Source organism: Crossiella sp. SN42, assembly GCF_023897065.1.
Taxonomy (GTDB): Bacteria; Actinomycetota; Actinomycetes; order Mycobacteriales; family Pseudonocardiaceae; genus Crossiella.
Window position 1 is genome coordinate 1 of the sequence record NZ_JAMHIV010000051.1, and the last position, 19030, is coordinate 19030.

General features: G+C 72.6%; 19 protein-coding genes. 14 read left to right on the forward strand and 5 right to left on the reverse strand.

Annotated elements, in window-relative coordinates; translation table 11 throughout:
• Nucleotides 1–40 precede the first annotated feature (40 nt).
• A complete protein-coding gene (locus M8C13_RS40690) occupies nt 41–1117 on the reverse strand; it encodes an AsnC family protein (RefSeq protein WP_252486171.1) in 1077 nt (358 codons plus the stop codon).
• A 151-nt stretch (nt 1118–1268) separates the two neighbouring features.
• On the opposite strand from M8C13_RS40690, the gene M8C13_RS40695 reads away from it, so the two are divergent.
• From M8C13_RS40695 to M8C13_RS40715, 5 genes are read left to right on the forward strand one after another with little or no spacing between them, the layout of a single operon-like run.
• Nucleotides 1269–2657 carry an extracellular solute-binding protein gene (locus tag M8C13_RS40695; protein WP_252486172.1) on the forward strand — a complete coding sequence of 463 codons (1389 nt, stop codon included), beginning with the start codon at nt 1269–1271 and terminating at the stop codon, nt 2655–2657.
• A complete protein-coding gene (locus tag M8C13_RS40700; RefSeq protein WP_252486173.1) occupies nt 2641–3564 on the forward strand; it encodes a carbohydrate ABC transporter permease in 924 nt (307 codons plus the stop codon). Before M8C13_RS40695 ends, M8C13_RS40700 begins: the two co-directional genes overlap by 17 nt.
• The gene (locus M8C13_RS40705) at nt 3561–4382 is read left to right on the forward strand and encodes a carbohydrate ABC transporter permease (RefSeq protein WP_252486174.1); all 822 of its coding nucleotides are present in this window, start codon (nt 3561–3563) and stop codon (nt 4380–4382) included. The genes M8C13_RS40700 and M8C13_RS40705 overlap by 4 nt, the downstream gene beginning before the upstream one ends.
• Complete coding sequence (locus M8C13_RS40710) at nt 4382–5467, forward strand: ABC transporter ATP-binding protein (RefSeq protein ID WP_252486175.1); 1086 nt, start codon at nt 4382–4384, stop codon at nt 5465–5467. The genes M8C13_RS40705 and M8C13_RS40710 overlap by 1 nt, the downstream gene beginning before the upstream one ends.
• A complete protein-coding gene (locus M8C13_RS40715; protein WP_252486176.1) occupies nt 5464–6681 on the forward strand; it encodes a CehA/McbA family metallohydrolase in 1218 nt (405 codons plus the stop codon). Before M8C13_RS40710 ends, M8C13_RS40715 begins: the two co-directional genes overlap by 4 nt.
• Here M8C13_RS40715 and M8C13_RS40720 read toward each other — a convergent pair.
• Nucleotides 6642–9380 (reverse strand): hypothetical protein, encoded by a 2739-nt coding sequence (locus M8C13_RS40720; RefSeq protein ID WP_252486177.1) that lies wholly within the window; start codon nt 9378–9380, stop codon nt 6642–6644. The genes M8C13_RS40715 and M8C13_RS40720 overlap by 40 nt on opposite strands.
• Before the next feature lie 159 nt (nt 9381–9539).
• Here M8C13_RS40720 and M8C13_RS40725 point away from each other — a divergent pair, with 159 nt between their 5' ends.
• Nucleotides 9540–10778 (forward strand): cytochrome P450, encoded by a 1239-nt coding sequence (locus M8C13_RS40725; protein WP_252486178.1) that lies wholly within the window; start codon nt 9540–9542, stop codon nt 10776–10778.
• A gap of 64 nt (nt 10779–10842) precedes the next feature.
• On the opposite strand, the gene M8C13_RS44915 is transcribed toward M8C13_RS40725, so the two are convergent.
• Complete coding sequence (locus tag M8C13_RS44915) at nt 10843–11103, reverse strand: NPCBM/NEW2 domain-containing protein (protein ID WP_308202915.1); 261 nt, start codon at nt 11101–11103, stop codon at nt 10843–10845.
• A 349-nt stretch (nt 11104–11452) separates the two neighbouring features.
• On the opposite strand from M8C13_RS44915, the gene M8C13_RS40735 reads away from it, so the two are divergent.
• Nucleotides 11453–12274 (forward strand): hypothetical protein, encoded by an 822-nt coding sequence (locus M8C13_RS40735; protein WP_252486180.1) that lies wholly within the window; start codon nt 11453–11455, stop codon nt 12272–12274.
• Here the strand turns inward: M8C13_RS40735 and M8C13_RS40740 are convergent.
• Nucleotides 12264–12530 carry a YciI family protein gene (locus tag M8C13_RS40740; RefSeq protein ID WP_252486181.1) on the reverse strand — a complete coding sequence of 89 codons (267 nt, stop codon included), beginning with the start codon at nt 12528–12530 and terminating at the stop codon, nt 12264–12266. The genes M8C13_RS40735 and M8C13_RS40740 overlap by 11 nt on opposite strands.
• A 56-nt stretch (nt 12531–12586) precedes the next feature.
• Between M8C13_RS40740 and M8C13_RS40745 the strand changes: the two genes are divergently transcribed.
• The 7 genes from M8C13_RS40745 to M8C13_RS40775 all read left to right on the forward strand — a co-directional run bounded on the left by M8C13_RS40745 (nt 12587) and on the right by M8C13_RS40775 (nt 18113).
• On the forward strand, nt 12587–13237 hold the full coding sequence (locus M8C13_RS40745; RefSeq protein ID WP_252486182.1) for a Crp/Fnr family transcriptional regulator: 651 nt from the start codon (nt 12587–12589) through the stop codon (nt 13235–13237).
• Between the two features lie 10 nt (nt 13238–13247).
• The gene (locus tag M8C13_RS40750; protein WP_252486183.1) at nt 13248–14525 is read left to right on the forward strand and encodes an adenosylmethionine--8-amino-7-oxononanoate transaminase; all 1278 of its coding nucleotides are present in this window, start codon (nt 13248–13250) and stop codon (nt 14523–14525) included.
• Between the two features lie 48 nt (nt 14526–14573).
• Entirely contained in the window at nt 14574–15293 is a 720-nt protein-coding gene (bioD, locus tag M8C13_RS40755; protein WP_252486184.1) for a dethiobiotin synthase, read from the forward strand.
• A complete protein-coding gene (locus M8C13_RS40760) occupies nt 15293–16165 on the forward strand; it encodes a hypothetical protein (RefSeq protein ID WP_252486185.1) in 873 nt (290 codons plus the stop codon). The genes bioD and M8C13_RS40760 overlap by 1 nt, the downstream gene beginning before the upstream one ends.
• Nucleotides 16166–16241: 76 nt before the next feature.
• The gene (gene bioB / locus M8C13_RS40765) at nt 16242–17282 is read left to right on the forward strand and encodes a biotin synthase BioB (protein ID WP_252486186.1); all 1041 of its coding nucleotides are present in this window, start codon (nt 16242–16244) and stop codon (nt 17280–17282) included.
• Nucleotides 17269–17493 (forward strand): hypothetical protein, encoded by a 225-nt coding sequence (locus tag M8C13_RS40770; protein ID WP_252486187.1) that lies wholly within the window; start codon nt 17269–17271, stop codon nt 17491–17493. The genes bioB and M8C13_RS40770 overlap by 14 nt, the downstream gene beginning before the upstream one ends.
• On the forward strand, nt 17493–18113 hold the full coding sequence (locus M8C13_RS40775; RefSeq protein ID WP_252486188.1) for a DUF2567 domain-containing protein: 621 nt from the start codon (nt 17493–17495) through the stop codon (nt 18111–18113). Before M8C13_RS40770 ends, M8C13_RS40775 begins: the two co-directional genes overlap by 1 nt.
• Here the strand turns inward: M8C13_RS40775 and M8C13_RS40780 are convergent.
• Nucleotides 18110–19030, reverse strand: a complete 921-nt coding sequence (locus M8C13_RS40780) for a LysR family transcriptional regulator (protein WP_252486189.1) — start codon at nt 19028–19030, stop codon at nt 18110–18112. The genes M8C13_RS40775 and M8C13_RS40780 overlap by 4 nt on opposite strands.

Genomic DNA, 19030 nt, shown 5'->3' on the forward strand with positions numbered 1-19030 from the left:
GAGTTTTGAAAAGCCACCCCGTCGCTGGTCCGGTGTCGCTTCAGTCCTCGATCGCCCAAGTCAGGCTGTGCGTGTCATCGCCCGGGTGGGGACTCCACCGGATGTGGGTCAGCCGCAAGGACTCCGGCAGCACGTACACCGTGTGCCCGCCCGCCGTCTCACCCGGTGCGACGCCGATCCGGTGCGGCGGCCGGGACGACAACGCCACCGGTGCCTTCGAGATCTGTTGCCCGTCCTCGGTGACCAGCACCAGGTACAGGTCCGGCAGGGAGGCGAAGGGCACCGGGCCCCGGTTGTGCAGTTCGGTGTGCACGACTACCGAGCGTTCGCCCTCTTGCAGCCGGTAACCGGCGGCGGTGAACAGGAAGTCGGCCGGGTCGACCACCTCGACCAGCTGGATGACCAGTCGTTCGCCTTCCTGGCCTTCCGTTTCCAGTGAGCCGCCGACGACGCCGGTGCGGCTGCCCGCCGCGGGTGCGGTGGTGACGGTGGGCTGGTCGCCGCGTGCCCACGCCGCCGACTGGGGTGGGCCCCAGGTGCTCATCGGGTCCGCGCCGGTGGCAGGGAAGGGGGGCGGGGCGGGGAAGCCGCCGCGGGGTGGGCCGATCGGCGGGTTGTAGGCCGGGGGTGGGGGCGGGTAGGCGCCGGTGGGGCCGCCGGGCTGGTGTGCCGGGTACGGGCCGCTTGGGGTGCCGTAGGGACCGCTGGGTGTCCCATGTGGACCGCTGGGTGTGCCGTACGGGCCGCTTGGGGTGCCGTAGGGGCCGCTGGGGGTGCCGTGCGCCGGGTAGACGCCGCTGGGGGTGCCGTGGGCGGGGCCGGGTCCGTAGACCGGGGGACCGTAGGACGGGGGTGGCGCGGCGGGCGGGGGCGGGGGAGCGGGCGGGGGGAATCCGGCCCAGGCGCCGGCCGCGGCCAGTGCGCCGCGCAGGCCGTTGGGGTCGAACTCGACGCCGACGATCAGGGGCAGGCCGCTGGCCGAGAGCGCGACCAGTCTGGAGGCGGCTTCCCTGGGGTCCACGCCTGCCCTGGCGGCGATCTCGTGCACGGGAGCCGCGCGCCCTGACTCGGCCAGCAGGGCGAGCAGGCGCATGTCCACGGGATCCGGCGACACCACGGAGCGAACCTACCCCTTCCCTGCGATCACCGCGGGGGCGCACCCACCGACGGAAAAACCCGAGCTGTGACCCTTGTCATCTTCCGCCCGGTCTGGTGAGTATTTCACCCCACGTGGATCAGTCAGGTGAACCAGCCCCGGGAGGTGGCGGATGCGCAGGGTCGCGACACCGCTGGTGATGGTCGCGTCGCTCGGGTTGCTCGCCGGATGTCTCGGCAGCCCCCAGCAGACCGATGTCACCCGCAACGCCGACGCGAAGGAGCTGTCCCTCACCATCACCGGCAACGCGGTGGCCGGCGGGAAGAACGCCACCCGCGCCGCCTGGGTCACCGACTGGGTGATCCCGAAGTTCACCGAGGCGCAGAAGGCCAAGGGCGTCACCGTCACGGTGAAGTTCGACGGCAACGGCGCGGGCGATGAGGACTACAAGACCAAGGTCGCGCTGGACCTCAAGACCGGCGGCGGCGCGGACGTGCTCACCGTGGACGGTATCTGGATCGGCGAGTTCGCCGAGGCCGGGCAGCTCAAACCGCTGGACGAGCTGGTCGGCAAGACCAAGGTGGACGCGTGGGAGGGCTGGAGCCAGGTCCCGCGGTCGGTGCAGGGCCTCGGGTCCTTCGGCGAGCGCCGCTACGGCATCCCGGACGGCACCGACGGGCGGGTGCTGTTCTTCAACAAGAAGCTGTTCGCCCAGGCCGGGCTGCCCGCGGACTGGCAGCCGAGGAGCTGGACCGACATCCTGGCCGCGGCCGGGGAGCTGAAAAAACTGCCCGGAGTGACACCGTTGCAGGTCAACGCCGGCACCGCGATGGGTGAGGCGACCACCATGCAGGGCGTGCTGCCACTGCTGGCCAGCGCCGGGAAACCGCTGTACCGGGACGGCAAGTGGCAGGCCGGTCCGGCACTGGGCGAGGTGCTGGAGCTCTACGCCAAGGTCTACCGCGAGGGCCTCGGCGACCCGCTCACCCAGCAGGAGGCCAAGGGGCGGGACAAGTCCTTCGCCCAGTTCGCCGAGGGCAAGCTCGGCATCATGATCGAGAGCGACTACCTGTGGCGCGGGGTGGTCGAGCCGAACCGGGGCGTGGCCAAGATGGCCGACCGGGACCAGGCGGTCGGCTACGCCAAGATCCCGGCCCGCCAGCCGGGGGTCGGCGGCCGGGACTTCGTCAGCATGTCCGGTGGCGCGGTCAACGTGCTCAACCCGGCCACCAAGTACCCGCAGCAGGCCTGGGAGCTGTTGCAGTTCATGAACTCCGCCGAGGCGCTCAAGGCCCGCGCGGCCGGCGGCGCGCAGGTCACCGCGCGCAACGACGTGAACAACCAGGTCCTGGCCGGGGACCCGATGCTGACCTATGTGGCGCAACAGGTCCTGCCGGTCACCCACTACCGGCCACCGGTGGCCGGCTATCCGAGGGTCTCCGCCGCGTTGCAGCAGGCCACCGCGGACGTGATCGCCGGGCGGACCGTGGCCGAGGCGCTGTCGAACTACCGGGCCGCGCTGTCCAAGATCGTGGGCGAGGCCAATGTCGACGCCGGTTGACCTGAAGCCCGTCGCCAAGCCCGCCGCGGGCGGCCGGGTCGCCGACGTGGCCGGACTGGGCATCGGCCGCGCGGTCGGGTTTGTGCTGCCCGCGCTGGCGCTGATCGGGCTGTTCCTGGTCTTCCCCGCGCTGTGGACGCTCTACATCGGCATCACCGACTACCAGCTGACCGGCCCGGCCGCGGCCAACCCGCAGGTCATCGGCCTGGACAACTTCCTGGCCGCGCTCAACGACGGGCTGTTCCGCAACTCGCTGTGGCTGACCGTGCTGTTCGTGCTCGGCTCCGCGGTGATCGGGCAGAACCTGCTCGGCTTCGGCCTGGCCTACCTGCTGCGCGGGGCCCCGCCCTGGCTGCGGCGGCTCACCGAGAGCCTGGTGCTGCTGGCCTGGATCCTGCCCAGCACCGTGGTCGCCTTCCTCTGGATCGCCGTGCTGGACCGGGACGGCGGCACGCTGAACCTGTTGCTGGCCAACGAGGGCACCGCCTGGCTGGTGCAGTACCCGCTGATCTCGATCATCCTGTTCAACACCTGGCGGGGCACCGCGTTCTCCATGCTGCTCTACTCCTCCGCGCTGGCCGCGGTGCCGCCCTCCCAGCTGGAGACGGCGAAGCTGGTCGGCGCGAACGGCTGGCAGACCGTGCGGGACGTGGTGTTCCCGCACATCCGCGGGCACGTGCTGACCAACACGCTGCTGATCAGCCTGTGGACCGCCAACGACTTCACCCCGTTCCTGCTCACCGCGGGCGGGCCCAACCACGCCTCGGAGACGCTGCCGGTGTTCATCTACCGGCAGGCCCTCGAAGGCGGCCAGCTCGGCTACGCCTCGGCCATCTCGCTGCTGTTGCTGCTGGCGAACCTGCTGGTGGCCGGGCTGTACCTGCGGCTGCTGCGGAGGCGGGCATGAGCGTGAGGTTCCTGGTGCGGCGCATCGGCTTCTACACGCTGATCGCGGTGGTGCTGTTCTTCTTCGCGGTGCCCATGCTGTGGCTGGCCAGCGCGCCCTTCGACGCCCGCCCCGGCCTCGGCCTGCGCTGGCCGGACTGGACGCTGGACAACGTCGGCAAGACCCTGGAGCACCCGCACACGCTGTCCTCGCTGCTGAACTCGCTGATCCTGTGCGGGATCGCCACCGCGGTGACCACGGTGTGCGCGGCACTGGCCGCCTACGCCCTGTCCAGGGTGCGCATCCCCGGCCGGGACCTGTTGCTGTACCTGCTGTTGCTGCTCTCCAGCGTGGTCACCGGCACCGCGGCGATGGTGCCCATCTTCGTGATGATGTTCCAGCTCGGCCTGATCAACTCCCAGTACGGCACCGCGCTGGTGATCGCCGGCGGCATGCTGCCCGCGGCCATCTTCATCCTCAAGGACTTCATGGACTCGGTGCCGCGCTCCTACGAGGAGTCGGCCAGGGTCTTCGGCGCCTCGCCGGGGCAGGTGCTGCGGCACGTGGTGCTGCCGGTGGCGCGGCCGGGGATCGCGACCATCCTGGTGTGGGCCTTCGTCAACGCCTGGGGCAACTTCCTGCTGCCGTTCCTGCTGCTGCGCGATGTCCAGGCGCAGCCGGCCGCGGTGCTGCTGCGCACCCTGCAGGACGAGGGCGGCAGCGCGAACCTCACCGTGATCCCGGTGTTCTCACTGCTGTACTCGATACCGGTGGTGCTGCTGTACCTGGTCGTCAGCAAACGCTACGGGTTCCGCTTCCACGGAGGGATCAAGAGCTGATGGCGGGTATCGGCATCACCGGACTGTCCACTGTGTACCCCAACGGGGTGCGCGCGGTGGACGAGCTCGACCTGCGCATCGCCGACGGCGAGTTCTTCGCCCTGCTCGGCCCCTCCGGCTGCGGCAAGACCACGCTGCTGCGCACCATCGCCGGACTGGAGTCCTCCAGTGCGGGGTCGATCACCATCGATGGCGAGGAGGTCACCTCGGCCGAGCCCGGCAAGCGCGGGGTGGCCATGGTGTTCCAGGACTACGCGCTGTTCCCGCACATGACGGTGGCGGAGAACATCGGCTACCCGCTGCGGGTGCGCGGGGAGAACAAGGCGGCGCAGCGGAAGGTGGCCGAGTCCACCGCGGACGGGCTGAGCCTGGCCGGGCTGCTGGAACGCCGTCCCGGCCAGCTCTCCGGCGGCCAGCAGCAGCGGGTCGCGCTGGCCCGCGCCATCGCGATGGGCGCGCGGGTGCTGCTGCTGGACGAGCCACTGTCCAACTTGGACGCCAGGTTGCGGCTGGAGGCGCGCACGTTCCTCAAGCGGCTGCAACGGGAACTGGGCATCACCACGGTCTTCGTCACCCACGACCAGGCCGAGGCGCTGGCCCTGGCCGACCGGATCGCGGTGATGGAGTCCGGCAAGATCCGGCAGCTGGGCAGCCCGCGCGAGGTGTTCCAGCGGCCGGCGAGTGTGTTCGTGGCCAACTTCATCGGGTCCACCCCGATGAACCTGTTGCCCGCGGTAGTTGTCGGTGACGAGGTGGAGGTGGCGGATGCGCGGCTGGGTCGGCCCCTGGGTCTGGCCGTGTCCGACGGCGACCAGGTCACGGCGGGCATCCGCCCCGAGTACCTGCGACTCGCCCCGCAGGGCACAACCGGCGGGATCACTGGCGTGGTGTCGACGGTGGAGAACCTCGGGGTGAGCTCGCTGGTGTCGCTGGAATGCGCGGGCGGCCTGCTGGTCGGGGTCACCGTGCCGGAGCAGGACGAGCCACCGGTAGGCAGCACGGTCACCGCGGTGCCCGAACCCAGCAGGCTGCTGCTCTTCGACGCCGGCGGCCTGCTGCTCAGCCCGGAACCGGTGCTCGCGTGATCGTCCACAGTGGACTGATCACCAGGGAGCTGCGCTCGGCCAGCCGGTGGCTGGAGCTCCCGTTCGAGGTGCCGCCCGGCTGCGCGGGGGTCACCGTCGAGCTGACCTACGCGGAACCGGCGATCCTGGACATCGGCTGTGCCGGACCGACCGGCTGGCGCGGCTGGTCCGGTTCGGCCCGCCGCCGCTTCGCCATCGGTCCCGAGGCCGCCACTCCCGGCTACCTGCCCGGCGAGCTCGAACCAGGGGAGTGGCGGATTGTCCTTGGCCTGCACCGGATTCCGCCGGAGGGCGCGCACGCCCAGGTCGAGGTGACCCTCGGCCCGGCCTTCGTCGAGGTCGAGCGCCCGGCCCCGCTGGCCCCAGCGCCACGCCCGCCCCGGCACCTCCCGGCCAGTGCGGGCCTGCGCTGGATCCCGGCCGACCTGCACGCGCACACCCTGCACTCCGACGGTCAGCTGACCGTGCCGGAACTGGCCGCGCTGGCGGTGTCCAACGGCCTGTCCGCGCTGGCGGTCACCGACCACAACACCGTGGCCCACCACGCCGAGCTGGCCGAAATGGGCAACCGGTACGGCATCGCGCTGATCCCCGGCCAGGAGGTCACCACGGACTCCGGCCACGCCAACGCCTTCGGCGACATCGGCTGGATCGACTTCCGGCGACCACCGGCCGAGTGGCTGACCGCGGTGCGGGATCGCGGCGGACTGCTGTCCATCAACCACCCGCTCTCCGGCGACTGCTCCTGGCGGGACCCGATGCCGGAACGTCCACCGCTGGCCGAGATCTGGCACTCCAGCTGGTGGAGCCGGACCTGGGGCGGCCCGCTGGCCTGGTGGCGGTCCTGGGGCATGCACGTCACCCCGGTCGGCGGCAGCGACTGGCACGGCAGGGGAACCGACGCCGAGCCCGGCAACCCGACCACCTGGCTCGCCGTGGACGAGAACGCCTACGGCCCAACGGAACTGGCCACGGCCGCCCTGGATGCCCTGCGCGCGGGCCGCACCGCGATCAGCGCCGACGTGGACGCCCCGGTGCTGCTCCCGGTCGACGGCGAGCTGATCATGGTGGGCGCCTCGGGCGCGCTGCTCTACGGTCCGGACGGCAGCCGCCGCGAGGCCAGGACCGAGGGCAGACTGCCCGCCGCCGGTCCTGGCGGTCACGTGCTCACCGATCACGAGGGCGGCGTGATCTCCCTCTGCGGCAACCCCTGACCGAGCCGCACGGTCATGATCTCCCAGCCCCGCAAGGACAACTCCACCGCGTCCTCGGCGACGTCCAGTTTCGCCAACGGGTTCCCGGCCAGGTCGGTCACCCGCGCGCTGACCAGGCCGGGCAGCCGCAGCACGGTAGGCACCGGCTCGACGGAGTAGGCGACCAGCCGCAGCTCCAGCTCGCCGTCCCGCTCCCGCAACCCGCTCAGCACCGCGCCCTCCACGCGCAGTCCGGTCGCCTCGGCCAGTTCGGCGGTCCCGGTCCCGGCCGCGCTCACCAGCGGCAGGGTGAACCGCTCCACCAGCCCCATCACCTCGGCGTCCGAGCGCTCCGTCCCCACCGCGATGCCGAACCGGGCCACCCGCGACCCCAGCTCCTGCGCCCCGGGGATCGGGGTGGTCGGCCCGGCGGGCTCGGCCCGCAGCGGGTGCAGGTTCCGGCTGATCGCGCCCACCGACCGCAGCACGGTCAGCGCCAGCTCCCCGCCGGTCACCTCGTACTCGGTGGCCTGCTCCAGCAACACCGTGGCCGCACCGGCCGCGACGAACCCGGAGGCGGGAAAGGTCGGCAGCGGCGCCTCCCCGTTGCCGCCCTCGTTGGTCAGCCCGCGCGCCACCACGCCGAACTGGCCCTCGGCCCGCGATCCGGTGACCGGCCCGACCGGCAGGTGCACCCGCACCCGGTGGTCCCGGCTGCGGTTCTCGAACCGGAGCTCCAGCCGCACAAAGGGTTCCCCGGCCCGCAGCTCCACCGCCATGGACACCTCGGTGGCCACCGTGCCCGCCGCCCGCGCCGATCCGGCGGCATCGGCCAGCCCGGTCGGCCACTCGTAGGTCCGGTACACGGTGAACCCGCCTACCAGGGGGCCGGGCGCGTCCGGGCAGACCAGGATGGCCACCGGCTCGTGCACCAGCAGGTCGGCCACTGGCGGGCCGTAGTTGTAGCTGTCCCCGGCGTCCCCGCCGTCGCAGATCCGCCCGACCCCCTCCAGCGCGAGGCCGTCGGGGTCCTCGATCCGCAGCGTGCCGTCGTCGAGCACGGTCACCGAGACCAGGCCGTTGCTCAGCACTCCATCCACAATGGACACCGGATGGTCGACGGGTGCGGCGCCGGCCACCGGTCGCGCCGTGGTCCAGCCCAGCGCGGGCACCGGCACCGCGGCCAGCAGCTCGCGCTTGGGCTCGTCCACCACCCGCAGCGACCACACCGGGTGCTCGGCCGCCCGCGCCGCCAGCTCGGCCGCGAAGCGCTCCACGTCGTAGCCCGGATCGCCCAGCCGCCCCACCGCGAACTCCACCGCGCCTGCCCCGATGACTGCCCGTTGGACTGCCCGGTCGTACATGACTTGGCCGAAGGTCCGCCGCCGCACCGCCTCGGCGACCTCGGCCGCCGGGAACTCCGCGGCCAGCAGCACCCGCTCCGGCCGCTCGACCTCCTGGGTCGCCGCCAGCCGCCCGTCCGGCAGCTGAAGTGCCACGGCGTCCCAGTCCTCCGGCGCGATCGCGGACACCCGCACGACGTCCTGCCGGGGCCACGGACTGGGGTTCACCACCAGCACCGCGTCCCCCGGCGCGCGGGTCGCCAGCGCGTCCACCACCCGGTCCCGCACCGCCGAACCCAGCTGCTCGGCCTCGGCGATCCGGCCCGCCACCTGGGCCGCGGTGCTGTCCGCGCCGCAGCCGGTCACCGAGTCGTGGCAGGAGGCGTCCACCAGTCGCTGCCAGGCCATCTCGGCGAAGGGCCGGGCCGCGGCCGGGAACCACAGTGCGGCAAGGGGTTCGGCGTAGCGCTGCACCATCCGCTCGGCGGCGGCCATCGCCTGCTTCACCGGCGCGCGCACCGAGAGCACCCCGGGCAGCAGGTTCGCCCGCGCGTGGCTGCGCAGCTCGCCGCGCACCTCGGTCAGCCCGGCCACGTCCACCTCCCGCCCGGCCAGCGCCTCGGTCAGGGTGGCCAGCCGCAGGGTGACCGGGCCCTCCGCCGCGCTGACCGCCCTGACCTGCTCGGTCAGCGAGGGCAGCGGTGCGCCGTGGTCCGCGCCGTACATGGCCAGCACCTCGTCCGCGCCGAACCAGTCGCGCATCCGCTCGGCGAAGTCCTCGGCCCGGCCCCTGGTGGCCGAGGGGTCGGTGAACAACACCGCCGCGTTGCCGTAGCCGCCGGGCAGGTACTCGGTGCGCACCGCCGAACCGTCGGGCGACACCCAGGAGAAGCCGTTGCTGTCCACTGTGGACGGAACTCCGCGCCACAGGCAGGCCTGCCGGAAACCGAAGCCGCGCAACAGCTGCGGCAGCTGCGCCGCGTGCCCGAACTGGTCCGGCAGGTAGGCCACCGGCATCGCGCCGCCCAGCTCGGCCGAGCGGGCCAACCCGATCTCCAGGTTGCGCACCAGGTTCTCGCCGGAGCACAGGAAGGAGTCCGCGAGCACCCGCCACGGGCCGACCGCGAGCTGCCCGCGCGCCACCAGTTCGCGTACCTGGCCGAGCGCGGCGGGCCGGATCTCCAGGTAGTCGTCCACCGCGGCGGTCTGCCCGTCCAGGGTGAACCGGAGCTCGGGATCGGCGGCCAGTCGCGGCAGCACCTCGTCCAGCAGGTCCACCAGGCGCAACCGGAACCGCTGGAACGGCTCGTACCACTCGCGATCCCAGTGCGTGTGCGGGACGACATGGACGGTGCGGCGAGGTGACGTCGGAGGCACGCTCACACGTTAGTGAGCCACGGTGGTTATGTGTATACCGTCAGGAACTTTCGCCTGGACGCACACGTTGGGCGGAGTAAGGTCGGCTTAGCGGAGTTAACAATGTTCACAATACGGTGACGTATGTGAACCCCGGTATCGAGTGGGGAGTAGGGCCGGATGGGCACTGACACCGCGGCGGCGGAACCGCTGCCGGAGCTGCAGATGTTCGACGACGCGTACATGAAGGACCCGTACCCGATCTACGCCCGGCTGCGGCAGCAGCTGCCGGTGCACCGGACCTCGATGCCCAACCGCTCGTTCGACATGTGGGTGGTCACCAGGTACGAGGACGTCAAGATCGCGCTGACCGCGCCACAGGTCAGCAAGGACGCCAGCGCCATGCGCGAGCTGATCCTCAAGGACGCGCCGGAGGGCACCCCGCAGTTCACCGAGCAGCTGGCCGGCCACATGCTCAACAGCGACCCGCCGCAGCACACCCGGCTGCGCAAGCTGGTGGCCAAGGCGTTCACCCCGCGCCGGGTGGAGCAGCTGCGCCCGCGGATCGAGCAGATCACCACCGAGCTGCTGGACCGGGTGGCCGCCGGTGGCGAGGTGGTCGACCTGATGGAGACCTTGGCCTTCCCGCTGCCGGTCACGGTCATCTGCGAGCTGCTCGGCGTGCCAGAGGCCGACCAGGCCGACTTCCGCCGCTGGTCCAACTCGCTGCTGGGCAACAACATCGCACCGGAACAGCAGGCCAAGGACAGCCAGGACCTGGCCATGTACCTGGTGCGGCTGATCGACGACAAGCGGGCCACGCCCACCGACGACATGCTCTCCGACCTGATCCAGGTCAGCGAGGACAGCGACTCGCTGAGCCAGGGCGAGCTGGTCGCGATGGCCTTCCTGCTGCTGGTGGCCGGGCACGAGACCACGGCGAACCTGATCGGCAACGGGATGCGCGCGCTGCTCACCCATCCCGACCAGCTGGCCGCCCTGCGGGCCAAGCCCGAGCGCCTGCACAACGCGGTCGAGGAGCTGCTCCGCTACGACGGCCCGGTGATCACCGGCACCATCCGGATGACCACCGAGCCGCTCACCCTGGGCGAGGTGACCGTGCCCGCGAACCAGCTGCTGCTGGTCGGCCTGGGCTCGGCCAACCGGGACGCCACCAAGTTCGAGAACCCGGACGAGCTGAACATCGACCGGGTGCTCGGCGGCCACTTCGGCTTCGGCCACGGCATCCACTACTGCGTGGGCGCGCCACTGGCCCGGCTGGAGGCGATCACCGCGATCGGCGGCCTGCTGGACCGCTTCCCCGAGCTCACGCTGGCCGTGCCGCCGGAGGAGCTGAACTACCGCAGCAGCGTGCTGATCCGCTCGCTGATCGAGCTGCCGGTCCGCCCGAACGGCTGATCCGCATCCACCACAACGACGGTGGCGTGTCCCCAGCGGGCGCGCCACCGTCCTTTGTGGACATTCAGCAGGGCAGCCTGGCCTCGGCCCAGTCCGCGTGGTCGAAGTTGCGGCCGTCGCCGCCGTCGGTGACCCGCAGCGTCAGCGTGCGCGCCCCGGTCGCGCCCACCGACAGTTGCGCGCTACCAAGTCCCCGGCTTCGCCAGGGCTGACGGTCAACTTGGTCACCGGCGGCTGTGGCACCGGCTGGTGACATCTGGTGCGGCCCGCGGTGGCCCGGCAGGCGATCGCGCGGTGGCCGGGCCGGTGGCGATGCCGCCTCCATGGTGAGCAGGTGCGGGCCAGCCCGTGCGGGATGGTCGAGCCGTGGAAGTTGACCATCAGCCGGTGATCAGCGCGAACTGGGTGTCCCGCTCCTGCTGGGTGTCCCGCCGCTGCCAGTGGAACCACGCCCGGTGCACCGACAGCGTCACCCGACCCGTCCGCCGTCCCGAAGTCCACGCTCGCGGTGATCCCGGCGTCCGGCCCGCGCACCGCGACCACCCGGTGCTCCGCCGCAGCTAGCAGGCTCCCAGCCACTCTCCCAGCTCCCCCTGACCGCGGGTTGGCCGTTGTTGGACACCGAGTTGGCCGTTCCGGACGCGCGGGGCAGCCGGGTTTGGTAAACCCATGCCGTGATCTCCGCGAAGCCGCCCGGCCCGTCCACCCCGGCCAGCGAGGCCGAACTCCGCCTGCGCTGGCTGCGCGCCCAGCCGCTGCTGGTGCTCGCCTACGTGATCGTCCCCGGCTTCGCCGCCGCCCTGGTGCTCACGCTGGTGATCTTCGGCCTGACCCTGCGGGCCGACTCGGCGGTCGGCCTGGTGATCATCACCGGCGGCCCGCTGGCCGGCTTCATCTGGGCGCTGACTCGCAGGCCGGAGTGGTGGCTCACGCCGAAGGCCTGGGCGCGGCGGGCGTTCTGGATCACCGCGCTGGTCTGCTTCGCCCTGCTCCCGGCCACCGGCTACTGGTCGCCGATCCAGTGGTGGGTGTGGCCGCTGGTGCTGACCCTGTGCGTCGTGCTGCCCACCTGCGCCGGAGTGCTCGCCGGACGGGCCAGGCGCGCGTTCCTCACCCCGTACGGCCCCGACCTCGGCGAGACCGGGTTCGTGCTGCACCCCGAGCTGAACGGGATCACCGGCCAGCTCCGGCTGGAACTGACCGAGCTGCGCTGGAACCAGGGCGGCTCGGGCCAGGAGGTTTCCTTGCTGCTCAAGCAGATCGAGCAGGTGACGGTGATCGAGGTCTCCGAGACCCTCGCCCCGGCCCGCCGCGCGCTGAGCAAGCCGGACGGCAGCGGGGGAGCCTCGCTGCCGCCGGGCCGGGTGCTACAGGTGCAGGGCCGCCGGGGCACCATCCTGTTCCCGCTCAAGGAGGTGGACGCCTTCGCCGAGATCCTGCACCGGCGGATGGCGGCCCGGCCACAGCTGATCAAGAACGCCCGCGTCACCCCTTGAGTGTCCACAGTGGACGGTACTCGCGCCGGAGCCGGACGCTGACCCCCGGCGTGCGGTAGTAGGGATCGGCCGCCATGATCCGGGCCAGCTCCGGCTCCTCGGCGTCGAAGAGCAGCAGCGCGCCGGAGTCATCGGCCCACGGACCGGCCAGCACCAGCTTGCCCGCCGCGCGCAGCTCGGCCAGGCGTTCCCGGTGCGCGGGCCGGGCGGCCAGGCGGCGGGGGTCATCGGTGAAGACGAGCTCAACCACGATCATGCCGACAGCCTGCGGGCGAGCGGGCATCCGGCGCTGTATCACGTGATACTGCCGCCATGACCGACCTGGCCGGTGTGCCGCTGTTCGCCGGGCTGGACCGCGCCCGCCTGGACCGGCTGCGCGCCAGTGCCCGCGCCCGCACCGTCGCGGCGGGGGAGACCGTGGCCCGCTTCGGCGAACCCGCCACTGCGCTCATCGTGGTGCGCACCGGCGCGCTCACCGCGAGCCGGGACACCGCGGACGGCAGACGGCTGCGCCTCGGCGAGTTCGCCGGACCCTGCGCGGTGGACAAGACCGCGGTGCTCGACGGCGGCGGCCACACCGCGACCTGGACCGCGGCCACCCGCGCCGAGCTCCTGCTGCTGCCCGCCGCCGAGCTGCTCACGCTGCTTGACGACGTGCCCGCCGCCCGCCGCCACGTGCTCGCCCACCTCGCCGCCCAGGTCCGCACCCGCCAGGACGACCTGGTCCGCACGCACGGCGCCGACGCGGCCGCCCGCATCGCCGCCTGGCTGCTCACCAGCGCCGACGGCGACACCAGGGTGCTGCTGCCCGGCGCGCAACAGGGCCTCGGCGAACACCTCGGCCTGTCCAGGGTCACCGTCAACCGCGCGCTGCGCGCCCTGGCCGCCGACGGACTGATCGCGGTGGAACCGGGCGCAGTGCGCTTGCTCGCACCCGAACTACTCGCCGCGCGGGCTGGTTAGGGTGCCGGACGTGAGCCGCGAACTCCTCGACCTCGACCGCAGACACGTCTGGCACCCGTACGGCCCGATGCCCGGCACCCAGGAGCCGCTGCTGGTCGAGTCCGCCCAGGGCGTGCGGCTGCGGCTGGCCGACGGCCGGGAGCTGATCGACGGCATGTCCTCCTGGTGGGCGGTCATCCACGGCCACCGCCACCCCGTGCTGGACGCCGCGGTGCGCGCGCAGGTGGACAAGCTCAGCCACGTCATGTTCGGCGGCCTCACCCACGAGCCCGCGATCCGGCTGGCGCAGAAGCTGGTCGAGATCACCCCCGCGCCGCTCCAGCACGTCTTCCTCTGCGACTCCGGCTCGGTCTCGGTCGAGGTCGCGGTCAAGATGTGCTTGCAGTACTGGCGTTCCCTCGGCCGCCCGGACAAGCGCAGGCTGCTCACCTGGCGCGGCGGCTACCACGGCGACACCTTCCAGCCGATGAGCGTGTGCGACCCCGACGGCGGCATGCACTCGCTGTGGCGCGGCGTGCTGCCCGAGCAGGTCTTCGCCGACGCCCCGCCGCGCGGCTTCGACACCGACATCGACCCCCGCTACGTGCAGCACCTGGCCGACACGATCGAGCAGCACGCCGACCAGCTCGCCGCGGTCATCGTCGAGCCGGTGGTGCAGGGCGCGGGCGGCATGGTCTTCCACAACCCGCGCTACCTGCACGTGCTGCGCGAGCTGTGCCTGACCCATGACGTGCTGCTGGTCTTCGACGAGATCGCCACCGGCTTCGGCCGCACCGGCGCGCTATTCGCCGCCGACCACCCCGGCGTCAGCCCGGACGTGATGTGCCTCGGCAAGGCCCTGACCGGCGGCTACCTCAGCCTGGCCGCCACCCTGTGCACCGAGCGGATCGCCGAGGGCATCGCCAAGGGCGAGCTGCCGGTGCTCGCGCACGGCCCCACCTTCATGGGCAACCCGCTGGCCACCGCGGTGGCCAACGCCTCGCTGGAGCTGCTGCTCAGCCAGGACTGGGCGGCCGAGGTCCGGCGGATCGAAACCGGTCTCGGCAAGGGGCTCGCCGGGGCGAGCGCGCTACCCGGGGTGCGCGATGTGCGCGTGCTCGGCGCCATCGGAGTGATCCAGCTCGACCATCCGGTGGACATGCTGGCCGCGACCGAAGCCGCGGTCGGCGAGGGCGTGTGGCTGCGCCCGTTCCGCGACCTGGTCTACGCGATGCCGCCGTATGTCAGCACCGACGACGACGTCCAGCGGATCACCGCCGCCCTGCGCGCCGCGGCGGCCGCCGGCTGACCCTCCCCCGATCGGGCCCGCCCGGACGCTTGAGTAGCGTGCACAGACGTGACCGTGCTGGTGATCACTGGAACCGGGACCGAGGTCGGCAAGACGGTCGTCACCGCCGCCGTCGCCGCGCTGGCCAGGGCGCAGGGCAGGCGGGTCGCCGTGCTCAAGCCCGCGCAGACCGGGGTCGGGCCGACCGAACCGGGTGACATCGACGAGGTGGTCCGCCTCGCCGGTCCCGTCACCGCGCGCGAGCTCGCCCGCTACCCACAACCGTTGGCCCCCGCCACCGCGGCCCGCGCCGCCGGGCTGCCCCCGGTCCGGCCTGCCCAGATCGCCGCCTCGGCAACGGGCCTGGACGCCGAACACGACCTGGTGCTGCTGGAAGGCGCCGGTGGCCTGCTGGTCCGCTTCGACCACGCGGGCAGCACCCTGGCCGACGCCGCCTGGGCGCTGGGCGCGCCGGTGCTGGTGGTCGCCTCGGCCGGGCTCGGCGTGCTCAACACCGCCGCGCTCACCGTGGAGGCGCTGCGCCGCCGCGGCCTGACCTGCCAGGGACTGGTGGTGGGCAGCTGGCCGCACCAGCCCGGCCTGGCCGCCCGGCACAACCTGGCCGACCTGCCCGAGGTCACCGGCGTGCCGCTGCTCGGCGTGCTGCCCGAGGGCGCGGGCAAGTGCCACGAGGAGGACTTCCTGGTGCTGGCCCGCCGCGGCCTGGCGCCCGCGCTGGGCGGGGAGTTCGACGCGGCCGAGTTCACCGTCCGGCACGGGCTGACCTGATGCCGCGGCCCCCGGCCCGCAAGTCGCCCGGCTGCGCGGCCGTCCTGCTGGTGCTGCTCGGCGGACCGGCCGCCTACCTGGTGTGGGCTGTGATCTTCGGCGGCGCGGAACCCGACGTCCGGGTCTGGCAGACCGTCGGCGCGGCCGCACTGCTGGTGGCCACCGTGGCCGGACTGCTGGTCACCCTGGACGTCGGCGACGGCAAACGCCCCGGCTACGACCTCGGCTGCGTGGCGCTGGGCCTGCCGCTGCTCACCGTGCCCGGCCTGCTGCTGGCCCTGCTCGCCGAGGGCGCCGGCATCCGCATCACCGGCTGGGGCCTGGTCGTCCTCGGCGTGCTGGTGATGCTCGGCGCGGTGCTCAACCGCGGCGGCCCCGACGAGCAGGACGAACCGGCCGAACCGGCGAACGGCCAGGTCAGCCACCTGCCCAGGCCCGCATCGGCCAACGAGCCGGTGCCGAGGGCGAACCGGATCGGCTGCTCGCTGGCCGCGGTCGGCCTGCTCGCCCTGCCCGGGTTGTCCCTGCTCTGGCTGGCCGCCTTCGACCCCGCGCGCAGCCATTCCGGCCGAGTCTGGGCGGCCGTGGCCGGCGCCGCGCTGCTGGCACTGGCCGCCGCCGCGACCGCCGCCGCACTCGGCCTCGGCGAGGCCCGCGGCCGCCTGGACCTCGGCTGCCTCGGCCTGGTCCTGGTGCTGCTCATCGCACCCGGCGTGCTGCTGCTGATCGCGGCCAACCCGCCCGGCGGCGTGCGCGTGGTCGGCTGGTGCCTGCTCGGCCTGGCCGCACTGGCCGTGCTCGCCACGGTGACCCGCGGTCGCCTGGATCGAATCCGTTCCCCCAGAAGGGATGAATCCGCCCCGGAACAGTGAGATGTACCTCAGCACACTCCGGCATCGGTAAGGCAGGATGGCAAGCCGACCGAGCGTCCATCGGAAGGAACACACGGTGACCACAGCCGCCGAACAGGCCACCACAACCGAGGCGGGCGACCGGGACATCCTCATCGTCGCGCGGGAGCAGGTGCTCAACCGCGGCGAGGGCCTGTCCGAGGCGCAGATCCTGGCCGCGCTCCAGCTGCCCGACGAGCGCCTCGGCGACCTGCTCCAGCTCGCGCACGAGGTGCGGATGGCCTGGTGCGGTCCCGAGGTCGAGATCGAGGGCATCGTCAGCCTCAAGACCGGCGGCTGCCCCGAGGACTGCCACTTCTGCTCCCAGTCCGGCCGCTTCCCCTCGCCGGTGCGCTCGGCCTGGCTGGACATCCCCGGCCTGGTCAAGGCGGCCGAGCAGACCGCGGCCACCGGCGCCACCGAGTTCTGCATCGTGGCCGCCGTGCGCGGACCGGACAAGCGGCTGCTCTCCCAGGTCAAGGCCGGGATCGAGGCCATCCGCGCGGCCGGCATCGACATCCAGATCGCCTGCTCGCTCGGCATGCTCACCCAGGAGCAGGTGGACGAGCTGGTCGCGATGGGCGTGCACCGGTACAACCACAACCTGGAGACGGCGAAGTCGCACTTCGCGAACGTGGTCACCACGCACACCTGGGAAGAGCGCTGGGAGACCCTGCGGATGGTGCGCGAGGCGGGCATGGAGGTCTGCTGCGGCGGCATCATCGGCATGGGCGAGACCGTCGAGCAGCGCGCCGAGTTCGCCGCCCAGCTGGCCGAGGTGAACCCGGACGAGTGCACGATGAACTTCCTCATCCCGCAGCCCGGCACCCCGTACGAGAACTTCTCGATCGTGGAGGGCTCGGACGCGCTGCGCACCGTCGCCGCGTTCCGCCTGGCCATGCCCCGCGCCATCCTGCGCTTCTCCGGCGGCCGCGAGCTGACCTTCGGCGACCTGGGCACCCGGCAGGGCATGCTGGGCGGCATCAACGCGATCATCGTCGGCAACTACCTGACCAACCTCGGCCGCCCGGCGAGCTCCGACCTGGACATGCTGGAAGAGCTGAACATGCCGATCAAGGCGCTCAATGACACTTTCTGACACCCCTGCCACCGCCCTGTTCTGCGATATCTGCGGCAAGCCGGACAACGAGGGCGAACACCGGAGCTGCGTGGCCAGGCGGGCCATCGACCCGCCCCGGTACTGCCCCCAGTGCGCGCGGCGGATGATCGTGCAGGTGAGCCCGTCCGGCTGGTCGGCCAAGTGCAGCGCGCACGGGTCCACCGAGGGCGGCCAGGGAGGACGACTGTGATGAACGAGCCGCCGCTGCCCGGTCGCGCGGACCCGGTGCGGATCCAGCCCGGCGGGGTCGGGCAGCTGCCGGAAGAGGCGTACCTGCCCTACGTGCTGCCCCGGCCGATCCCGAGGGTGGTGGTCAAGGCCGATTTGCTGCCCGCGATCAGCATGGCCTCGCTGATCTCGCTGCTGGGCATCCCGGTGGCGTTCCTGTGGTCGCTGCTGGCCCCGCCGATCCAGCGCCAGGTCGCCACCAACGGCCGCACCCCGGCGCTGCCCGGCGACTCCAACCACCAGTTCGACTCGCTGGCGGTGTTCCTGCTGCTCACCCTGGCCGCGGGCGCGATCACCGGCGCGGTGGTGTGGCTGCTGCGCAGGCGCAGGGGACCGGTGGTGATGATCGGCGCCACCGCGGGCTCCGCGCTGGCGGCCTACCTGGCCACGCTGATGGGCGGGCTGTTCACCGGCTTCTGGTACTCGGTGCCCACCTCGGTGCAGCTCGGCGACGTCTACACGGTCGCCCCGGCCGCCGTGGACGTCACCGCCATCCTGGCCCAGCCGCTGGCCTTCATCATCGTCTACGGCGCCTGCGCGGCCTGGAACGGCCTGGACGACCTGGGCCGCAGGCTCGGCTAGCTGGCCTGGCGCAACTCGGCCGCGCTGGCCCGCAGCTCCGCGTGGAAGGCCAGCACCGCGGGGGAGCGCCGGGCGTGCCGGGGCACCGCCAGGCACACCGACCGGCGCGGCGGCTCCGGCGTGATCGGCCGCAGCACCACGTCCGCCGGTGTCCGCCCGGCCGCGATGCCGGGCACGATGGCCACCCCGAGCCCCTCGGCGACCAGGCTCAGCTTCGCCATCCACTCGGCCACCCGCAGCGGGGTGTCCGGGGTGAACCCGGCGCTCGCGCAGGTCGCGTTCAGCGCGCCCACCGCCTGCGGGGTGTCCGCCACGATCCAGCTCTCCCCGGCCAGCTCGCCCAGCGGCACCCGGCGCCGGCCGGCCAGCCGGTGTGTCACCGGCAGCGCCACCAGCAGCGGATCGTCCAGCACCGGCAGCAGCTCCGCGCCCGGCACCTCCAGACTGGGCCGCTTGTGCGTGCTGACCACGGCCAGGTCGAGGTCCCCGGCCTCCACCATGGGTAGCAGGCGCTCGGTGGTGCCCTCGCGCAGGGTCAGTGTGATCTTGGGATGGGCCGCCCGGAACCGGGACAGCGCGCCCGGCAGCAGGGCCGCGTTGGCGGTGGCGAAGGCGCCGACCCGCAGGCAGCCCGCGTCCAGGGTGCGCATCGCGTCCAGCGCCCGCGCGGTGTCGGTGAGCCGGTCCAGCAGGGACCGGGCATGGGGGAGCAGGTACTCCCCGGCGGGGGTCAGGCGAACGCCGCGGGGGATCCGGGCGAACAGTTCCACGCCACAGAGGTCTTCAAGCGCCGCCATCTGGCGGGACACTGCCGACTGGGTGTAGCCGCCGGCCGCGGCAGCCCCGGTGAACGACCCGTGCTCGACCACTGACACGAAGGTCCGCAGCGCGATCGGGTCCAACAACTCCGCACGCAC